Below are 18,015 nucleotides of genomic sequence, written 5' to 3'. Positions count from 1 at the left end.
CGGGGAGGGGCCGTGTGACCCCTTTGCTGATACAACAAGTATGACGGATGTTTGTTCCCGCAAGCGCATAGGAGCGCCCACAGATATGCGCAAAAACGCACATAAGTTTACGCAACGTCGCGGCTTCCCTGCGGCAGTGCACAAAGTCGGGCAATAAAAAACGGCCCCAATTGGGGCCGCTACCTGTCGCGATTTAGATCAGCTTACATGAAGCCCAATTCCAATCGCGCCTCGTCGGACATCATATCCATGCCCCATTGCGGATCGAAGGTCATATCGACATTGACGGATTTGACGCCTGGCAAAGGTTCCACGGCGTCCACAACCCATCCCGGCATCTCGCCCGCGACGGGGCAGCCTGGCGCGGTGAGCGTCATCGTCACATTCACATCGTTTTCCGCATTGATATCAATGGTGTAGATGAGGCCGAGGTCGTAGATGTTCACGGGAATCTCTGGGTCAAACACCGTGCGGCAGGCGTCGACGATATCCTCATAAAGCGGGTGATCTGTCGATGACGGCCTGATCAGAGGCTCGCCCTCTACAGGACCGATATCGTTTTCTTGCGGGGCTTGGTGTTCGGAATTCATGGCTCTCTCGCACATATTGTCGAGAGTTTATATAGGGATTTTCCACCAAAGGTCCAGAGCACGCGGCGCAGATCGTCGTTTGTGCGTTTGGCGCGGGGCCACCCCGCAAAGCAAAAGGCCCCGCAGGTGATGCGGGGCCTCTCGTGTCTTTTCGCGATCTTAGAGCGCGCCGTTGCGCTGTTGGATCATCATAAACGTATCGTAGTTGTATTCGGACAGCTGCGCCCAGACATAAGCATCGCGCTTGAAGGCGAGCTGGCTGTCGTAGATCTTTTTGAAGGCCGCGTTTGTCTCCAGCAGCTCGTCATAAACCTCTTGCGCCGCGTTGTAGCAGGCGGTGAGGATTTCTGCCGAGAACGGACGCAACTGCGCACCATTCGCCATCAGGGTTTTGAGGGCTGTCGGGTTCTTGTAGTCATAGGATGCCAGCGTGTTGGCGTTCGCCGCTTCGCAAGCCGCGTTGAGAACGGCTTTATATTCCTCCGGCAGGGCCTCATAGGCTTCCTTGTTGAACATGGAATGCAGCGCCGCGCCGCCTTCCCACCAACCTGGGTAGTAGTAGTAAGGCGCGACTTTGTAGAAGCCGAGCTTCTCGTCATCATACGGGCCGACCCACTCTGTCGCGTCGATGGTGCCTTTTTCAAGCGACGGGTAAATGTCGCCGCCTGCGATTTGCTGTGGCACAACGCCAAGCTTTTCCATCACTTTGCCGGCGAAACCGCCAAGGCGCATTTTCAGGCCCTTGAGGTCGTCTACGGTGTTGATTTCCTTGCGGAACCAGCCACCCATCTGCGCGCCGGTGTTGCCACATGGCAGGGCGTGAATGCCGACATCGGCGTAGAATTCGTTCATCAGCTCGTTGCCGCCGCCGTAGTAGAACCAAGCGTTTTGCTGGCGCGCGTTGAGGCTGAACGGCACTGCGGTGCCGAGCGCGAAGGTCGCGTCTTTACCCCAGTAGTAGTACGAGCAGGTGTGGCAAGCCTCAACGGTGCCGTTCGATACGGCGTCCATTGCTTGCAGGCCCGGCACGATCTCGCCCGCTGCGAAGACTTGGATCGTGAACTTGCCGCCGGTGGCCGCCTTCACGTAATCCGCCATGGTCTCGGCCGCGCCGTAAATCGTATCAAGCGATTTCGGGAAGGACGAGGTCATACGCCAGGTGACGGTGGGCATATCTTGCGCGGCGGCTGGTGCTGCGATTGCTGCGGTCGCGGCAGCGGCGGCGCCACCGAGCGCGCCTTTGCGGATAAATGAGCGACGGTCCATTAGGATCCTCCCTTGGATTGTTAATTTTGGCATCAAGGCTCCACTCCCTGACGCGATATGTGGTCACTTTACTTGACCGGATAGGCCTGTCTAGTGCGACCTGCCGCAGAAACGGAATATTTTTTGGGAAATTGGGATAGGTAGGCCGCGTCCACAAACCAAAATTGCGCGTTGAGGGCGATCGAGGTCACATCACTGCAATATAAACGGGCGATTGCGCAGTTTTATATCGCAGCGCTTGGTTGGGCCGCTTAGATCTGGCGCGTATCGGGCAGGGTGATCTGGGCGACCTGCTCTGCGATGGGGGGAACGGCAATCGGGGTTGCCTCATCGGCGTGATCATTGGGATCACCCAGATCAACCCATTGACCGCCCTTGAAAATCTCGACCGCCGAGAAATTCGCCTTATACCCCATCTTGCGCGATCCCGGCACCCAGTAGCCGAGGTAGACATAGGGAAGGCCCGCGCGCCGGGCAATTTCGACGTGATCGAGGATCAGATAGGTGCCGAGGGATTGATCCTGCTTCATGGGGTCGTAGAACGAATAGACCATCGACACACCATCATCGAGCACGTCGGTCAAACACACCGCCGTCAGCGGGCGCGCCTTGTTACCGGCGGTGGCGGGGCTGCGATATTCGACGACGCGGCTCTTGATCGGTGTCTCCTCGATCATCGCGGCGAATTCGAAGATGTCCATATCCGCCATACCGCCGTCGGCGTGTCGGCTATCGAGATAGGTGCGAAACAGTGCGAATTGTTCTTCCGTCGCCCAAGGCGAGGTGGCGGCGCGCTTGATCTCGATGTTGCGGTTCAACACGCGGCGCTGGCTACGGGACGGGGTGAAATCCGCGACACGGATACGCGCGGACAAACACGCGGTGCAATCCGCGCAAGACGGGCGGTAGAGCACGTTTTGCGAGCGGCGAAACCCTTGCCGAGACAGGGAATTGTTCAGCTTTTCCGCGCCGTCTCCTTGCAGGGCGGTAAACAGCTTCCGCTCCGCCCGACCGGGAAGGTAGGGGCAGGGTTGGGGCGCTGTTACGTAGAACTGCGGGGAAAGGGGGAGGGAATGTCGCATGATTACAAATGTCCTAGGCAAGGACACGCTAACAAGAGAACGCTGGCGCGCCAAGCCTGATTTTCCAAGCAATCTTGTCACATCACGCGCAGTGCAGGTGTGAACGAGGTCGGCGCGCGCGCCACGCCGCCCAAAGAGAAAGCCGCCGCAAGGTGTGCGACGGCTTCCGACGGTGTTGATCAGGTGGCGCGCAGGGCGTCATTGCGCGCCGCGTGCGCCCATTCAGTAAGAGCCGCGCGAAGGATGATCCTGATCCTGCCCGGATGCCCCATCGTCATGACCTTCTGCCGATGCCTCTTTGGCGCGCTGCTCGAGATATTGATCGAACTCGGCTTTGTCGCGGCTTTCACGCAGGCGGATCAGGAAGGACTCAAACTCGGCCTGCTCGCGCTCCAACCGGGCGATTGTATCGGCCTTGTAGGCGTCAAAGGCGAGGTTGCCGGAGGCGCGGCTGATGTGATGCGTGGCGTGGCGCGTCCGGAAGGTGCAGCCCGTGGATTGGGCCGAGCGCGGATAGCTCGATCGCTTGAAGCGCCCCGTGCCAAGCATAAAGGCAAGCACGACGAGACCGAGCGGGCCGGCGAAGATGAAGGACAACACCATCAGCGCGATCCATGCTTTGCGGCCGTATTGATCCAGCCATGCGAGAGCGTTCGAAGCCCAATTGCCGCGAGGTTGATTGAGTGCGGCGCCAGAAGTGAAATCAGACATGTTATCCTCCTCAGGATATGTGTGTGCGTTCAGGCATCCGCTGCACCGCGCCTTGCGGTATGTGAACGCCATTTACATCACCTAGATCGTGATCCCCCATCGGCATTGCAAGAGGGGTATGTGAAAAAGATTTACATTTTCGAGCCGGCCCCGCTGTCGCTCGCGTTTGCTGGCCCAATCCCGCCCTATGACGGCGTTCAAATGGGCCAAAACTCCTGCAAGACGCTTGACGCAAAGGGGGTGGGGGCAGATACCTTGTCGTAGTTGCACTCCCTGTATTTCAAGACTTCACAAAATTTGGCCGCTTGCATGAAAAACTCGGTGAGATTTCCACATCTGAAAGCGTGCTTCCTGTTTGACGGGTTGGGCGAGCACGAGGCGGCTTCGTTCCTCGATGGCTGCGCCATGCGCGTATACCGAACGGCGCAAGAGGTGTTGATGCAAGGCGTCCTACCCGAAGGCGTGTTCATCATCGCCTCCGGATCGGTTGAAATTTCTTGCGACAATGAGGCGGGGGACCGCGCGATCATCACCCATCTCACCGAAGGGCAAACCGTAGGCGAGCCCGAAGTCATCGCGCAAATGCCCTGCGTCGGAAACGCGCTGGCGCGGCCTGATACGGTGATGCTGTTTTGCCCGGAGGCGTCTTTTCTCGCCTTTTTGCAGCATGATGTGGTCGTGCGGAACATCATGCGCGCCTATGTCGAGCGCTTGCGGCGCGACAATTGGCTTAAAGCGGTGGATCAGTTTCAGCCCGTCGAAATGCGCATCGCGAGCTACCTCAAGCATCTCTCGCAGTCAGGGCCGGTCATACGGGTGAGCCAAGCCTATCTTGCCACTGCGGCGGGCTGTTCACGCCAGACGGTGAATAAGGTTCTGGGGCGGTTGAAGGCGAACGGGGTGATTGCCCTGCGCAAGGGGGAGATCGAAATCTTGCTGCCCAGAGGGCTGGAGGTCATGTTCTCGGACTAGGGCATTGGGGCCCAAGATCGGGCACGTGGACGCACGAGCCGTGCAGGCGAACCCCGACCATGTCACGATTTTTTGAGGGGGAGAGGTAGAGTGCGAGCATTCGTAATTGCGAACGCTCGCCTCCAATTCGACCGGCACGAAAATAACGCCGAAGATGACAAATACACTCGTTAAAACAAGCCGTTCAGGGGAATTAGAGAAGGGGCGAAGCCCAGTCTCTCCTGCGCAATGCCCCTGCAGCGTAGAACAGCTTTCAGGGCGCGTGTGTCGCGTGCGCGACTTTCGGTGCATTTTATAGGCATGTTTTTACGCCCCTAAGGCCATGATTGCGCAAACATCGGCGCAGCTCGGGCGCAGGCCTATCTTTCGCGGCGCGCCATGAACGCCAGACGCTCGAATAAATGCACATCCTGTTCGTTTTTCAGCAGAGCTCCGTGCAGCTTTGGCAGGAGATCCGCCCCCTTACGTGTGAGATCTTCGGGCTGCAAATCCTCGGCGACGAGGAGTTTCAACCAATCAAGAACTTCAGATGTGGAGGGCTTTTTCTTCAACCCTGGCGTCTCGCGGATCTCGAAGAACTGCGTGAGAGCGGTTGCCAAAAGCGCCTCTTTCAGATCGGGGAAATGCACGTTGATGATTGCCCGCAGCGTTTGTGCGTCAGGAAACTTGATGTAATGGAAGAAACAGCGCCGCAAAAACGCATCCGGCAGCTCTTTTTCGTTGTTCGATGTGATGATGATGACGGGGCGGTGACGCGCGCGAATGGTTTCGCCTGTCTCATAGACGTGGAATTCCATCCGATCGAGCTCTTGCAACAGATCGTTCGGGAACTCGATATCCGCCTTGTCGATCTCGTCGATGAGCAAAACAACCTTTTGATCCGCCTCGAATGCTTGCCAAAGTTTCCCTTTGCGAATGTAGTTTTTCACGTCATTCACGCGTGGATCGCCCAGCTGGCTATCGCGCAGGCGCGAGACGGCATCGTATTCATAGAGCCCTTGCTGGGCCTTCGTGGTGGATTTCACGTTCCACTCCACCATCTCCAGCCCGAGGCTCTGCGCAACTTGCCGCGCAAGTTCGGTTTTCCCCGTCCCCGGCTCCCCTTTCACCAGCAACGGGCGTTCCAGCGTGACAGCGGCATTGACCGCCACGATCAGATCGGCGGGGGCGACGTATGAGCGGGTCGATTCAAATTTCACGGCTGGGCTCCAAAGATGGATAGGGGCATGTGTCTGATCCCGTCGGTTGGGTCCCCGAAGGCCCGCGTAGATCGGATCGTGCAAGATTGCGCGCAATCATAGCGGGCTGCGCTGTAACGGCAAGCTGTGCGGCGCCTGCTATTTAGCCTGCTTTCGGGCGGGTCTGCCGCGCACGCGTGCGCGAAAGAAAGGAAAACTGCAAGACTGCGGCGTTCATATCTCATCGTTAATAAAATCACAAAGTCGCGCGTGACATCCATCATTCGTTGCGCTATTGCCTGCGCCGAGGCCGTCAGCTCAGCCTTTGGAGCTTTCCATGCGGCCTATTCCGGATAAGGAAGAAGTTATGAAAGCCGAAGTTATTCTTCCCGAAGAATATCGCCCGTCCGAAGACGAGCCATTTATGAACGAACGGCAAGTCGAGTATTTCCGTCGCAAGCTTTTGACATGGAAATCCGAACTGCTCGAACAATCCGCAGAAACACTCGAAGGTCTCCAGGATTCGGCGCGCAATGTGCCCGATATCGCGGATCGTGCCTCGGAGGAAACAGATCGCGCGCTGGAATTACGCACGCGGGATCGCCAGCGGAAACTCGTGAGCAAGATTGATGCCGCCCTGCGCCGCCTTGATAATGGCGACTTCGGGTATTGCGATATCACGGGTGAGCAAATTTCGCTCAAACGGTTGGATGCGCGCCCGATCGCGACGATGACACTTGAGGCGCAAGAGCGTCACGAGCGCCGCGAGAAGGTGCACCGCGAGGATTGATCGCGGCACAGGCCACAAGCTGTTCTTGCACGGACCCGTTGCAAGGCGCGTGGCTTGTCACACCATTGAAACGTAACGGTGCCGGATCTCTGAGAGGAGTTCCGGCATTTGTCTTGGCCCGTGAGGGCGGGGCCTGTGAGGGGACAAGATGATCGGGCGTGAGGTGACAGTTTTGGGCGCCGGTATCGCAGGGCTGGCCGTTGCGCGTGCCCTCGCGATGCGCGGCGCGCGCGTGACCGTGTTGGAGCAGGCGGAGGCGATCCGTGAGGCGGGTGCGGGCATCCAGATCTCGCCCAATGGGGTAAAGGTTCTCGCGGCGCTGGGGCTTGGGGCCGAGCTGGAGGCCGCGAGCCTTCCGTCACAAGCGGCGGAACTTTTGAACGGCGAGACGGGCAAGCGTGTCGTGTGGCTGCCGATCGGTGCGACGGGGGCCGAGGGCGGGCAGGGGGGCGCCGATTACCGGCTAGTTCACCGCGGCAAGCTCATCTCTTTGTTGGAACAGGGCGCGCGCGAGGCGGGTGTTCAAATTCGTCTGTTGCAGCGCGTCTGCGAGGTGGATCTGGGTGGTGAGGCTCCGCGTGTGGTGATGGCGACGGGGGCGGAACTGGTCACGGATCTGCTAATCGGCGCGGACGGGTTGCACTCAAAGGCGCGCATTGCGCTCAACGGGGCGGCGTCACCGTTCTTTACGCGGCAGATCTGCTGGCGCGCGACGATTGCGGATGACACCGCGCGCGCGGACACTGCCCGCCCCTACGTAGCGCAGGTGTTCATGGGCGCGGGGCGGCATCTCGTGAGCTATCCGCTGCAAGGCGGACTTCGCAATATTGTCGCGGTTGAGGAGCGGAATCGCTGGGTCGAGGAAAGCTATGCTCTGCGGGACGATCCGATGCGTCTGCGCGAAGCGTTCGCCGATTTCTGTCCGCTGGTTCAGGGATGGCTTGCGCAGGTTGAGGCGCCGATGTTGTGGGGGTTGTTCCGTCACGAGGTGGCAGAGCACTGGGGCGCCGCGATGCCGAAAGGCGCGGTCGCGATCCTCGGAGATGCCGCGCATCCGACCTTGCCGTTTCTTGCGCAAGGGGCATCAATGGGTTTGGAAGACGCTTGGGTTCTTGCGGATCTTCTTGCGTCAACAGAGGCGGAGGAGGCGATCCGTCTCTATCAGGCGCGGCGCAAACCGCGTTGCGCGCGGATCGTTGCTGCTGCGAATGCCAATGCGCGCAACTACCACCTGTCTGGGCTAAAGCGCACGGTCGGGCATTTGGGCCTGCGTGCGATCGGGGCAATTGCGCCGCGTCAGTTCGTAAAGCGGTTTGACTGGGTTTATGCCCATGACGTCACCGGCGGTTGAACCCTGATCGGGCGGCATTCTCGAAGTTGCTGACTTTTTCGGAATAAATGTATAAAAAAATTCTTTCCCTAACTAATTGATAATGTATATTAAAATACGACTATCACGCGTCCGTGTCTCGTCGTGATGTCTTCGTGATGCATTTTTTGCAACTTAACTCAGCGCAGGCCCGTCTCTCCAATACACAGCGCGTGGATGACCACCGCTTTAACAACACCGGAGACGACACATGAAAAACGCAACGATCTTTACGACTTTTGCTGCTTCCGCCATGCTCGCCACCACTGCATTCGCTGAAACCAACCCGATGGTCGGCGGCGCAGAAATGTTCCCCACGAAAAACATCGTTGAAAACGCCGTGAACTCGGCGGACCACACGACGCTCGTCGCAGCTGTGCAAGCCGCTGGCCTCGTCGAAACACTGTCGTCCGAGGGCCCGTTCACCGTTTTCGCACCGACCAATGACGCGTTCGCAGCCCTGCCAGAGGGCACCGTCGAGACGCTGTTGAAGCCGGAAAACAAAGAGACCCTGACCAAAATCCTGACCTGCCACGTGGTTGGCAAAAAGGTCATGGCTGATGCGCTGCAAGGCATGATCGAGGACGAGGGCGGTATGCACCCGTTCACGACGGTCGGCGGCTGTGAGTACACCGCGAAATATGCCGATGGCATGATGATGATCGAAGATGGCCAAGGCAACACCGCCACCGTCACGATCGCGGATGTCGAGCAGTCGAACGGCGTGATCCACGTGATCGACACGGTTCTCCTGCCAGCAAGCTAATCCACCTGCGGGACACCCGCGGTGAGTTATACATCTGAACTTGAGGGGGGAGGAGCACGTACGCTCCTTCCCCCTCTTGACCTTACACCGTTTCAAGATTAATCAGCCCCCAACGCGGGTGTAGCTCAATGGTAGAGCAGCAGCTTCCCAAGCTGAATACGAGGGTTCGATTCCCTTCACCCGCTCCAAGCCTCCCGATAATTTGCGCTGAGCTCCGGTCTTTCACAGGCGACGAGTTTGCCCGCGGGTTTTGCCTGTTTGTGGGGCGATTGCGGTCGAACGCCACTGGTATGCGCTGCGCGAAGACAGTATCAAATCGGCATTCAAAATCCCCAACAGGTCCGGAGGCCTTCTGATATGTCCGACAAAAATTCCGACATCCAACGTATCGAATGCGGCGCACGTATGAGCGGTTGCGTCGTGCATGGCGGCATCGCGTATCTGGCAGGCCAAGTCGGCGCGCCGGGCGAGAGCGTCACAGCGCAAACCACGGAAATTCTTGCCGAAGTTGATCGCCTTCTGGCGCTCGCGGGCACCGACAAGACGCGCGTTTTGAAGGCGCAAATCTGGGTCGCCGACATGGCCGATTTTGCGGAGATGAATGCCGTCTGGGACGCTTGGGTTCCCGCAAGTCACACACCCGCGCGCGCGACTGGCGAATCCAAACTCGCAACGCCTGATTACAAAGTCGAGATCATCGTCACCGCGGCGGTCTGATCAACAAGGCCCGGGGGGGCTCGTCCCCCCGGGCCTATGACGTTACTTCGGCGCCTGTCGGTGCAACCGCCCCCCAACATGCGCCGTATAGGCCCGGTCTGCGCGCCCCCCAGTGGGCGAGAACGCGGTTTTCAAGCGAGGCGGGAAATGCGCCCTTGCAACCGCGTTACGCAGCCATCGCCGCCGAGGCCTGCTGGCCAATCCGCTCCACCATTGCGCGTAGGCCATTTGAGCGCTGCGCCGACAGGTGATCATTGAGCCCGAGCCGCGCCAGCTCCTTGCCCGCGTCGATCTCGAGCACTTGCGCAACCGTCAGCCCAGCATAAAGCGCATGCAGCACCGCGATCAGCCCGCGCACGATCATCGCATCCGATTCACCTTGAAAATCAAATACGGCATTCGCACCACTGCCCGAAATCTCGGGCTTGATCCAAACCTGACTTGCGCAACCGTCCACTTTAAGTGCGGGCACTTTAAACGCATCGTCGAGAGGCGGCATCGCGCGGCCCAGCTCGATTACGTGGCGATATCTGTCTTCCCAATCGTCGAGAAATTCGAATGTGTCCGCAAGGTCTTCAAACGCGCTGGTCATATCACTCTCCTAGCCTTGCACATGACCTAGCGCGTGAGGGCGGGCGCGTCCAGTTGGGTTGATGGGGCGGCCCCCCTACCCCCCGTCCGCGCAGGGCAACGGTCGCGCAACTGTGTCCCGCAGCGCGGGCTTGGCCTGCCGCCCGTGGCGCGCGCGGTCTTTTCAAACGCCGCGTGTTGCGCTACCCAAGGCCGGAGGGGGGGCTTTGCCACCCAGAACGCTCCAACCCGTCGGGGGATCCATGTCCAAGCCGCTGTTTTTCGCGCTCGCCTTTGTTACCACGCTCTCGGGCTGCGGTTTTTCCGAGAGCCGGATCAACCCGATGAACTGGTGGGGCGGTGGTGCGCCTGACGTTACGACGTTGGAGCCTGAGGAAGGCTATGCCGAAGCGCCAAACGACAACCGGATTGAGATCGCGCAGCTCACGCAGTTGGATCTAAAGAAAGTCCACGGCGGCGTCATGGTGGTGGCAAAAGGCCTGCCGCCGACCCAAGGATGGTGGGACGCGGAATTGATGCCCGTGGGGGATGGCGAGCCTGTTGAGGGCGAGTTGACATTCCGCTTCGTCGTCTCCGAGCCGTTGCCTGACACGCCAGAGCGCACGCGCGTTCTCAACGCGGGCTCACGTGAGATCACCGTGGCAACCTTCGTGTCGATCTACAAGCTCGACGGCGTGCGCACGATTACCGTCGCGGCCGCGAACGGCACACGGTCGGTTCGCCCGTAACCGGCTTTAATCGCGGCTTTTTGCCACGCGTGCCGCCGCGTTCAACCTCCGCAATTTTTGACAAAGCGCGCCAAACTGTCGCCCGGGCGGCCTGTCTTGGCCTGCCCCCCGTCCTCAATGCCGCAATGAGCGGGAAAGAGGTCGCGCGGAGGCTTTGATTTCTGGCGCGCAGGCCCTAAAACAGCGCTATCGCAGGATCGGAGACCGCTATGGATGATGCCCTCGTAATTTTTACCCCATCGGGAAAGCGTGCGCATGTCGCAAAGGGCACAACCGTGCTTCAAGCCGCACGCCAGATGGGGGTCGATCTCGATTCGGTCTGCGGCGGGCGGGGGATCTGCTCGAAATGTCAGGTTTCAGTCGGGCAGGGCGAGTTTGCCAAGCACGGGGTGACGGTTTCCGCCGAGGCGCTGTCGCCCGTGAATGCCGTTGAGGAACGTTATGAGCGCGTGCGCGGCCTGAAGCCGGGGCGGCGGTTGGGCTGTCAGGCATGTATTCAAGGCGACGTGGTGCTCGACGTTCCGCCCGAGTCCCAAGTCCATAAGCAGGTCATCCGCAAATCTGCCTCCGAACGGGTGATGCAGATGGATCCGGCGGTTCGGGTCTATTTGGTGGATGTGCCAGAACCAGACATGCACGAGCCGCTGGGGGACTTCCAGCGCCTCGCAAAAGCATTGGAGGACGGGTTCGGCGTGACGGGGCTTCAGGCTGATCTTCCCGTTTTGTCAAAATTGCAGCCCGTCCTCCGCAAGGGCAATTGGCAGGTCACGGCCGCCGTCTGGCAGGGCGATGCCGCGCAAGCCCCTCGTTTGGTTGCGACATTCGCAGGCCTGCGCGAGGCGCCGCTCTACGGGCTGGCGATCGATCTGGGGTCAACCACGATTGCGGGTCATCTCGTCTCTCTGACGGACGGATCGGTTCTGGCTTCATCGGGGCTGATGAACCCGCAGATCCGTTTCGGGGAAGATCTGATGAGTCGCGTCTCCTACGTCATGATGAATCCCGGCGGCGATGTCGAAATGACGAGCGTTGTGCGGGAGGGATTGAACAATCTGGCGAAAGCCTTGGCAGAGGAGGCGGGGGTGGCGACCGCCGAAATCGTCGAGACGGTCGTTGTTTGTAATCCGGTCATGCACCATCTGTTGCTCGGGATTGATCCGGTCGAACTGGGGCAGGCGCCGTTTGCGCTGGCAACCTCCGAAGCAATCACCTTGCCCGCGCGCGATCTCGGCTTGGATCTCGCGGCGGGGGCGCAGTGCTATCTTCTGCCCTTGATCGCGGGCCATGTCGGGGCGGATGCGGCGGCGGTCGCACTGTCGGAAGCGCCCGAAACAAAAGACGAATTATCGCTCATCGTCGATGTCGGGACGAATGCCGAGATCCTTTTGGGCAACAAAGCGCGGGTGTTGGCATGTTCCTCCCCGACAGGGCCAGCCTTCGAAGGGGCGCAAATTTCATCAGGCCAGCGCGCCGCGCCAGGCGCGATCGAGCGTATCCGCATCGATCCGGTGACCAAAGAACCCCGCTTCCGCGTCATCGGCTCGGAGGTCTGGTCGGACGAGGAGGGCTTCGCCGATGCGATCGCGACGACTGGCGTGACAGGGATTTGCGGATCCGGAATCATTGAGGCGGTCGCGGAGATGCGCATCGCGGGCCTCGTCGATCCGTCGGGCTTGATCGGCTCGAGCGAGCAAACAGGCACCCCGCGATCAATGCCAACGGGGAGGACGCATGAATACGTCATCTATGATGCCACCCATGAGGGGGGGCCGCGCATAACCGTCACGCAGGGCGATATTCGCGCGATCCAGCTTGCAAAATCCGCGCTCTACGCGGGGGCGCGCTTGCTCATGGATGAGCTTGGCGTCGATCATCTTGACCGCGTCGTGCTGGCGGGGGCTTTTGGTGCGCATATTTCCCCGTTGCATGCGATGGTGCTGGGGATGATCCCTGATTGTGAGATCGGGCAAGTGACCTCGGCTGGCAATGCTGCGGGCACGGGCGCGCGCATGGCGCTTTGCTCTGTTGCGGCGCGCCGGTCGATCGAGGCGCAAGTGAAGCGGATCCACAAAATTGAAACCGCAATCGAGCCGCGCTTCCAAGAGCATTTTGTCGCCGCGAACGCGATCCCGCATGCGACGGCCGACTTCCCGCATCTCGCAACGCTTGTGACGCTCCCTGCGGTGAGCTTCAACGTCGCCGGCGGGGGAGACGGCGCAGGTCGCCGCCGGCGTCGCGGTTAAAATAGGGCGGCGCGGAGCTATCCCCGCCACCCTTCCGCGTCACAATTCGGGCAACCGGCAGGCGCATCGTGCCTTTCCGGTTGCCAAAAATATCCCGGGGTGAATGCGTAGCAGAGGGGCAGAGCCCCTTGGCTTCAGGCGTCCAGCTGTGCCCACACAGGCACATGGTCGGAGGGCTTGTCGCCTGCGCGCGTGTTCTTATCGATCCCTGCATCGATCAGAAGATCCGCAGCTTGCGGGGATAGCAGAAGATGGTCGATCAAAATCCCGTTGTTCTTCTGCCACGCGCCGGCCTGATAATCCCAAAACGAGTAGAGCCCCGCTTCGGGGTGTTTGGCACGAAGCGCATTCGTCAAGCCGAGCGCCGCAATTTTACGGTATGCCGCGCGGGAGGTCGGCAGTGCGAGCGCATCCTCGCGCCATAGCTCGGGTTTCGCGGCATCCGTGTCTTGTTCGATAATATTATAATCGCCCGCCATCACGAAGGGGATCTCCTGCACGAGCAGCTCTTTCGCGCGGGCATGCAGCCGGTCCATCCATGCGAGCTTATAGTCATACTTGGGGCCGGGAACCGGATTGCCATTTGGCAGATACAGACAGCAGAGCCGGACGGCGGTCTTGCCAATCACCGTGGCTTCAATGTAACGCGCTTGCTCGTCTGTATCGTCGCCCGCCAGCCCTCGGGTTACATCCTCAAGCGGCAGGCGCGACAGGATGGCGACACCATTGAAGCTTTTTTGGCCATGCGTCTCAACGCGGTAGCCCATGTCTTCGAAGATCTCGGACGGGAAACCTTCATCGACGGATTTGATCTCTTGCAGCATCGCGACGTCAGGCTTGGCGATTTCGAGCCAAGCCGGCAGCGCCTCGATCCGGGCTTTGATGCCGTTGATATTGAAGGTTGCGATTTTCATTGGAGCCTCCGCTTTTCGCCTTTGTAGGGGGGGGAGCGGAGGGCGCAACTTACATCGAGAACGAGGTCCCGCACCCGCACGAACTTGTCGCATTGGGGTTTTCGATCGCGAAGCGCGCGCCGATCAATTCATCGGTGAAATCAATCACCGCGCCGGTCAGGAATGGTAACGAGACCGGATCGATCAGCACCTTCTGGCCCGCGCCTTCCAAGATGATGTCGTCGGAGGCGGGGGTGTCGAGTTTGATCTCGTATTGGAATCCCGAACAGCCGCCACCTTCCACCGCCACGCGCAGGGCTTGCGGGGTGTCGCTGCTTTCGTTGATCTCTTTCAAGCGGTTAAACGCGCGATCGGTCACTTTGGGCGGCAGGGTGAGCATTTTGGCCTCCGAGGATGGCCTGCGCAAAGGGCGAGGCCTGTTCATCCGTTACAAAGACTATATAGAGTTGAGGGGAGGCGGCACAAGAACCCGCGCCGATGATCTTGCTTAAGTTGATAAGGAGCCTTGATGCTCAAACCCTATGCCTGCCAGCCCGTGGATAGCCGTGGACGGTTGTTTGATGAGAGTATCTCGACATTTCGGTCGCCTTTTCAACGTGATCGCGACCGGATCATCCACTCCTCCGCGTTCCGTCGTCTCAAACACAAGACACAGGTGTTTGTCGAACACGAGGGCGACTATTACCGCACGCGGCTGACGCATACGATCGAGGTCGCGCAAGTGGCGCGCACCATTGCGGCGGCGTTGGGTCTGAACACCGATCTGGCGGAAGCTGTCGCGCTGGCGCATGATTTGGGCCATCCGCCTTTCGGCCACACCGGCGAGGATGCCCTGCACGAGCTGATGGCCCCCTATGGCGGGTTTGATCACAATGCGCAGGCGCTGAGGATTGTGACGAAGTTGGAAAAACATTACGCAGGCTTTGACGGCCTGAACCTTACGTGGGAGACGTTGGAGGGCATCGCCAAGCACAACGGCCCCGCCATCTCCGATCATGGTGGCTCGCATTCGGCGCCCTCGCGCGATTTGCTGCCCTACGCGTTGATCGAAGTTGATGACATGTGGGATCTCGAACTCGCGACGAATGCCTCTGCCGAGGCGCAGGTTGCGGCCGTGGCAGATGACTGTGCCTATAACCACCATGATTTGCATGACGGTTTGCGCGCAGGGCTGTTCACCGAGGATGATCTTTGCGAATTGCCTGTGATCGGGGAGTGTTTCGCGGAGGTGGATCGTTTGCATCCGGGGTTGGAACCGATGCGCCGCCGCCATGAGGCGTTGCGCCGTGTCTTCGGCGTGATGGTGGAGGATGTGATTGCCGTCGCGGAGAACCGCCTCGCCGCCCTTCAACCACAGGCGGCGGATGATATTCGCTCGATGGACGGGCCGATTATCCGGTTCTCGAAGCCGCTTTACCAGAATTTGAAAGCGATTAAGGGCTTTTTGTTCACACGGATGTACCGCGCGCCCTCGGTTGTGGTGGAACGCGAGCGGGTCACGGGGATGGTCAATGCGCTGTTCCCTTTGTTCATGGAGCGCCCCGAGCTTTTGCCCGAGGATTGGCATGACGATGTTGCGGCGGCACTGGCGCGCGACGACAATCGCCAGCAAACTCTGGCGCGGATCGTTCTGGATTATGTGGCGGGGATGACGGATCGGTTCGCGATTCAGGAATACCAGCGCTTGATCGACCCGAACGGTTAAGCAGCGAGCCCGCGCAAAGGAACAAACCCGCGCGCACCGCGTTTTATGAATGACTCATTTAGGAGAAGATCATGATCAAGAAATCCGGCACAGCAAAATGGACGGGCGATCTTAAAGACGGCGGCGGCGAAATTTCGACCCAATCGGGCGCGCTCACCGCGCAGCCCTACGGTTTCAACACCCGATTTGAGGATAAATCGGGCACGAATCCGGAAGAATTGATCGCCGCGGCCCATGCGTCCTGTTTCTCGATGGCGTTTGCGAACATGCTATCAGGGGCCGAGATCACGGGTGTTGCGATTGAGACGCAATGTGTGATCGTCATGGATAAGACGGCGGCCGGGTTCTCAATTCTGAAATCCGAGTTGACCTGCACCGTAAAAGCCGATGCGGATGAGGACGATATTCGTGAGGTTGCCGAGGCCGCCAAAGAGGGATGCCCCGTTTCGCAGCTTCTGAATTGCGAAATCACGTTGGATCTGAGCGTCGCCTAATCCGCGCATATCGGCACCAGCTGAAAAAATTTGCGGCCGGTCAGGGGGGGAGGACCCTTGACCGGCCGTTTCACATCCCGTGCCGGGATGAGATCGCGTCGGCCTTGCGGGGGGACAGGGAGGAACCCCGTGCAAGCTGCGTCGCTCAACTTGATTTGGGATCTGCGCAGATGATTGCAAGAGACCGATGATAAAATCTCGAAGCATCGAGAGAAATTGACATTCTCGTTGATATGAAAAGCGCGGCATCTGGCCTATTCGCCACATGCCGCGCCGCAGGTCTTGCGATGAGGGGATGGGGGTTAAACCATCATTTCCTTCGTCGCGGTCAGTTTTAGCTCCGGATAGTCGCGTGCAACGCGGTCGATGTCCCATTGCAGCCGCGTCAGGAAAACCATGTCGCCGTCGCTATCGGTGGCGATATGCTGCTTGTTGATATTGACCATCTTCTCGACCTCCGCCTTCGGACCGGAGATCCAGCGCGCGGAGGTGAACTGGCTCTGCTCGAAGCGGACCGGAAGACCGTATTCGATTTCGATCCGGCTTGCGAGAACCTCGAACTGCAACGCGCCAACAACACCCACGATAAAGCCCGAACCAATCATCGGTTTGAAAACTTTGGCGGCGCCTTCCTCGGCAAATTGCAAAAGCGCCTTATCCAGATGCTTGGCCTTCATCGGGTCAAGCGCGCGCACCGTGTTCAACAGCTCGGGCGCAAAGCTCGGGATGCCGGTGAACTGCAGCGGTTCGCCCTCGGTCAGCGCATCCCCGATCCGCAATTGCCCGTGGTTTGGAATACCGATGATGTCGCCCGCCCAGGCTTCCTCGGCCAGTTCACGGTCCGCGGCGAGGAACAAAACAGGGTTGGTGATCGCCATCGGCTTTTTCAACCGCACATGGTTCAGCTTCATGCCGCGCTCGAAATGCCCCGAGGCGAGGCGAACGAACGCAACGCGGTCGCGGTGTTTCGGGTCCATATTGGCTTGAACTTTAAAGACAAAACCCGTGACGGGGCTTTCGGCCGGGTCAATGGTGCGGCCTGCGGATTTTTGCGGCTGTGGAAGGGGGCCGAACTCGCCAATCCCGTCCATCAATTCGCGCACCCCGAAGGAATTGATCGCAGAGCCAAACCAGATCGGCGTCATATGCCCCTCGAGGAAGCTTTGGCGATCAAACGCCGGCAGCAATTCGCGCGCCATCTCGATTTCTTCGCGTAGCTGCGCCAATTGTGCGGCGGGGATATGCTCGGCCAGCTTCGGATCGTCCAGACCGGTGATTTTCACCGTCTCCGCCACGCGGTTACGATCCGCCCGATCCATCAATTCCAGACGGTCGTGCAGCAAATCATAGCAGCCAAGAAAATCGCGCCCGACCCCGATAGGCCAAGACGCAGGGGCCACGTCAATCGCGAGATTCTCTTGAATTTCGTCAATGATCTCGAACGTGTCGCGGCTTTCGCGGTCCATCTTGTTACAAAATGTCAAGATCGGCAAATCGCGCAGCCGGCATACCTCAAACAGCTTGCGCGTCTGGCTCTCAACCCCCTTCGCCCCGTCGATCACCATGATGGCCGCATCCACCGCCGTTAGCGTGCGGTAGGTATCCTCGGAGAAATCCGAGTGGCCGGGCGTGTCGACGAGATTGAACAGATAGTCTTTATATTCGAACGACATAGCCGAGGCCGAAACCGAAATCCCGCGATCTTGCTCCATCTTCATGAAGTCAGAGCGCGTGCGCCGCGCCTCGCCTTTGGCCCGCACCTGTCCGGCCATCTGAATAGCGCCGCCAAATAGCAGGAACTTTTCAGTGAGCGTGGTCTTGCCCGCGTCAGGGTGCGAAATGATCGCGAAAGTCCTGCGGCGGGCGATTTGAGCGGGGAGTTGAGCGGTCTGTGTCATG

General features: G+C 59.4%; 18 protein-coding genes and 1 tRNA gene. 10 read left to right on the top strand and 9 right to left on the bottom strand.

Annotation, left to right across the window (positions count from 1 at the left end; all coding sequences use genetic code 11):
* Positions 1-203 precede the first annotated feature (203 nt).
* The 4 genes from SJY32_RS09020 to SJY32_RS09005 all read right to left on the bottom strand — a co-directional run bounded on the left by SJY32_RS09020 (position 204) and on the right by SJY32_RS09005 (position 3,649).
* Positions 204-590 carry an SUF system Fe-S cluster assembly protein gene (locus SJY32_RS09020; protein WP_376874037.1) on the bottom strand — a complete coding sequence of 129 codons (387 nt, stop codon included), beginning with the start codon at positions 588-590 and terminating at the stop codon, positions 204-206.
* Between the two features lie 159 nt (positions 591-749).
* Complete coding sequence (locus tag SJY32_RS09015; RefSeq protein WP_376874035.1) at positions 750-1,856, bottom strand: TRAP transporter substrate-binding protein; 1,107 nt, start codon at positions 1,854-1,856, stop codon at positions 750-752.
* 251 nt (positions 1,857-2,107) lie between these two features.
* Entirely contained in the window at positions 2,108-2,938 is an 831-nt protein-coding gene (locus SJY32_RS09010) for an arginyltransferase (protein WP_376874033.1), read from the bottom strand.
* Between the two features lie 222 nt (positions 2,939-3,160).
* Positions 3,161-3,649: a DUF2852 domain-containing protein gene (locus SJY32_RS09005; protein WP_376874031.1), complete on the bottom strand. Its 489-nt coding sequence runs from the start codon at positions 3,647-3,649 to the stop codon at positions 3,161-3,163.
* Between the two features lie 321 nt (positions 3,650-3,970).
* On the opposite strand from SJY32_RS09005, the gene SJY32_RS09000 reads away from it, so the two are divergent.
* Entirely contained in the window at positions 3,971-4,621 is a 651-nt protein-coding gene (locus tag SJY32_RS09000; protein WP_376874029.1) for a Crp/Fnr family transcriptional regulator, read from the top strand.
* A 359-nt stretch (positions 4,622-4,980) separates the two neighbouring features.
* Here SJY32_RS09000 and SJY32_RS08995 read toward each other — a convergent pair whose 3' ends face one another.
* Positions 4,981-5,820, bottom strand: coding sequence for an AAA family ATPase (locus SJY32_RS08995; RefSeq protein ID WP_376874027.1), 840 nt, complete (start codon positions 5,818-5,820; stop codon positions 4,981-4,983).
* Positions 5,821-6,166: 346 nt separating this feature from the next.
* Between SJY32_RS08995 and dksA the strand changes: the two genes are divergently transcribed.
* The 5 genes from dksA to SJY32_RS08970 all read left to right on the top strand — a co-directional run bounded on the left by dksA (position 6,167) and on the right by SJY32_RS08970 (position 9,441).
* Entirely contained in the window at positions 6,167-6,589 is a 423-nt protein-coding gene (dksA, locus tag SJY32_RS08990) for an RNA polymerase-binding protein DksA (RefSeq protein WP_376877656.1), read from the top strand.
* A 148-nt stretch (positions 6,590-6,737) separates the two neighbouring features.
* Entirely contained in the window at positions 6,738-7,940 is a 1,203-nt protein-coding gene (locus tag SJY32_RS08985; protein ID WP_376874025.1) for an FAD-dependent monooxygenase, read from the top strand.
* Positions 7,941-8,169: 229 nt separating this feature from the next.
* Positions 8,170-8,724, top strand: a complete 555-nt coding sequence (locus tag SJY32_RS08980) for a fasciclin domain-containing protein (RefSeq protein WP_376874023.1) — start codon at positions 8,170-8,172, stop codon at positions 8,722-8,724.
* A gap of 114 nt (positions 8,725-8,838) precedes the next feature.
* A tRNA-Gly gene (locus SJY32_RS08975) sits at positions 8,839-8,912 on the top strand.
* 169 nt (positions 8,913-9,081) lie between these two features.
* The gene (locus SJY32_RS08970) at positions 9,082-9,441 is read left to right on the top strand and encodes a RidA family protein (RefSeq protein ID WP_376874021.1); all 360 of its coding nucleotides are present in this window, start codon (positions 9,082-9,084) and stop codon (positions 9,439-9,441) included.
* A 166-nt stretch (positions 9,442-9,607) separates the two neighbouring features.
* On the opposite strand, the gene SJY32_RS08965 is transcribed toward SJY32_RS08970, so the two are convergent.
* Complete coding sequence (locus tag SJY32_RS08965; RefSeq protein WP_376874019.1) at positions 9,608-10,033, bottom strand: SufE family protein; 426 nt, start codon at positions 10,031-10,033, stop codon at positions 9,608-9,610.
* A gap of 241 nt (positions 10,034-10,274) precedes the next feature.
* Between SJY32_RS08965 and SJY32_RS08960 the strand changes: the two genes are divergently transcribed.
* Complete coding sequence (locus SJY32_RS08960) at positions 10,275-10,760, top strand: hypothetical protein (RefSeq protein ID WP_376874017.1); 486 nt, start codon at positions 10,275-10,277, stop codon at positions 10,758-10,760.
* Positions 10,761-10,969: 209 nt separating this feature from the next.
* Entirely contained in the window at positions 10,970-13,003 is a 2,034-nt protein-coding gene (locus SJY32_RS08955; protein WP_376874015.1) for an ASKHA domain-containing protein, read from the top strand.
* A 134-nt stretch (positions 13,004-13,137) separates the two neighbouring features.
* On the opposite strand, the gene xth is transcribed toward SJY32_RS08955, so the two are convergent.
* Together xth and SJY32_RS08945 are read right to left on the bottom strand one after the other, a co-directional pair.
* The gene (gene xth / locus SJY32_RS08950; RefSeq protein ID WP_376874013.1) at positions 13,138-13,917 is read right to left on the bottom strand and encodes an exodeoxyribonuclease III; all 780 of its coding nucleotides are present in this window, start codon (positions 13,915-13,917) and stop codon (positions 13,138-13,140) included.
* A 49-nt stretch (positions 13,918-13,966) separates the two neighbouring features.
* Entirely contained in the window at positions 13,967-14,296 is a 330-nt protein-coding gene (locus tag SJY32_RS08945) for a HesB/IscA family protein (RefSeq protein ID WP_376874011.1), read from the bottom strand.
* A 129-nt stretch (positions 14,297-14,425) separates the two neighbouring features.
* Between SJY32_RS08945 and SJY32_RS08940 the strand changes: the two genes are divergently transcribed.
* Together SJY32_RS08940 and SJY32_RS08935 are read left to right on the top strand one after the other, a co-directional pair.
* On the top strand, positions 14,426-15,622 hold the full coding sequence (locus SJY32_RS08940) for a deoxyguanosinetriphosphate triphosphohydrolase (RefSeq protein ID WP_376874009.1): 1,197 nt from the start codon (positions 14,426-14,428) through the stop codon (positions 15,620-15,622).
* Between the two features lie 71 nt (positions 15,623-15,693).
* Positions 15,694-16,116 carry an OsmC family protein gene (locus SJY32_RS08935; RefSeq protein WP_376874007.1) on the top strand — a complete coding sequence of 141 codons (423 nt, stop codon included), beginning with the start codon at positions 15,694-15,696 and terminating at the stop codon, positions 16,114-16,116.
* 302 nt (positions 16,117-16,418) lie between these two features.
* Here the strand turns inward: SJY32_RS08935 and SJY32_RS08930 are convergent, their stop codons facing one another.
* Positions 16,419-18,014, bottom strand: coding sequence for a peptide chain release factor 3 (locus tag SJY32_RS08930; protein ID WP_376874005.1), 1,596 nt, complete (start codon positions 18,012-18,014; stop codon positions 16,419-16,421).
* Position 18,015 lies beyond the last annotated feature (1 nt).

Source organism: Albirhodobacter sp. R86504 (genome assembly GCF_042466415.1).
Lineage (GTDB): Bacteria > Pseudomonadota > Alphaproteobacteria > Rhodobacterales > Rhodobacteraceae > Albirhodobacter.
The sequence above is the reverse complement of the archived record's forward strand: the minus strand, read 5'-3'. Positions and strand labels throughout refer to the sequence as shown.

What these genes read in the sequence shown, in the direction of transcription:
- SJY32_RS09015 (WP_376874035.1), bottom strand. Translation starts at nt 1,856, where the DNA reads ATGGACCGTCGCTCATTTATCCGCAAAGGCGCGCTCGGTGGCGCCGCC.
- SJY32_RS08980 (WP_376874023.1), top strand. Translation starts at nt 8,170, where the DNA reads ATGAAAAACGCAACGATCTTTACGACTTTTGCTGCTTCCGCCATGCTC.
- SJY32_RS09020 (WP_376874037.1), bottom strand. Translation starts at nt 590, where the DNA reads ATGAATTCCGAACACCAAGCCCCGCAAGAAAACGATATCGGTCCTGTA.
- SJY32_RS08970 (WP_376874021.1), top strand. Translation starts at nt 9,082, where the DNA reads ATGTCCGACAAAAATTCCGACATCCAACGTATCGAATGCGGCGCACGT.
- xth (WP_376874013.1), bottom strand. Translation starts at nt 13,917, where the DNA reads ATGAAAATCGCAACCTTCAATATCAACGGCATCAAAGCCCGGATCGAG.
- dksA (WP_376877656.1), top strand. Translation starts at nt 6,167, where the DNA reads ATGAAAGCCGAAGTTATTCTTCCCGAAGAATATCGCCCGTCCGAAGAC.
- SJY32_RS08935 (WP_376874007.1), top strand. Translation starts at nt 15,694, where the DNA reads ATGATCAAGAAATCCGGCACAGCAAAATGGACGGGCGATCTTAAAGAC.
- SJY32_RS09010 (WP_376874033.1), bottom strand. Translation starts at nt 2,938, where the DNA reads ATGCGACATTCCCTCCCCCTTTCCCCGCAGTTCTACGTAACAGCGCCC.
- SJY32_RS08945 (WP_376874011.1), bottom strand. Translation starts at nt 14,296, where the DNA reads ATGCTCACCCTGCCGCCCAAAGTGACCGATCGCGCGTTTAACCGCTTG.
- SJY32_RS09005 (WP_376874031.1), bottom strand. Translation starts at nt 3,649, where the DNA reads ATGTCTGATTTCACTTCTGGCGCCGCACTCAATCAACCTCGCGGCAAT.
- SJY32_RS08930 (WP_376874005.1), bottom strand. Translation starts at nt 18,014, where the DNA reads ATGACACAGACCGCTCAACTCCCCGCTCAAATCGCCCGCCGCAGGACT.
- SJY32_RS08940 (WP_376874009.1), top strand. Translation starts at nt 14,426, where the DNA reads ATGCTCAAACCCTATGCCTGCCAGCCCGTGGATAGCCGTGGACGGTTG.
- SJY32_RS08955 (WP_376874015.1), top strand. Translation starts at nt 10,970, where the DNA reads ATGGATGATGCCCTCGTAATTTTTACCCCATCGGGAAAGCGTGCGCAT.
- SJY32_RS08960 (WP_376874017.1), top strand. Translation starts at nt 10,275, where the DNA reads ATGTCCAAGCCGCTGTTTTTCGCGCTCGCCTTTGTTACCACGCTCTCG.
- SJY32_RS08985 (WP_376874025.1), top strand. Translation starts at nt 6,738, where the DNA reads ATGATCGGGCGTGAGGTGACAGTTTTGGGCGCCGGTATCGCAGGGCTG.
- SJY32_RS08965 (WP_376874019.1), bottom strand. Translation starts at nt 10,033, where the DNA reads ATGACCAGCGCGTTTGAAGACCTTGCGGACACATTCGAATTTCTCGAC.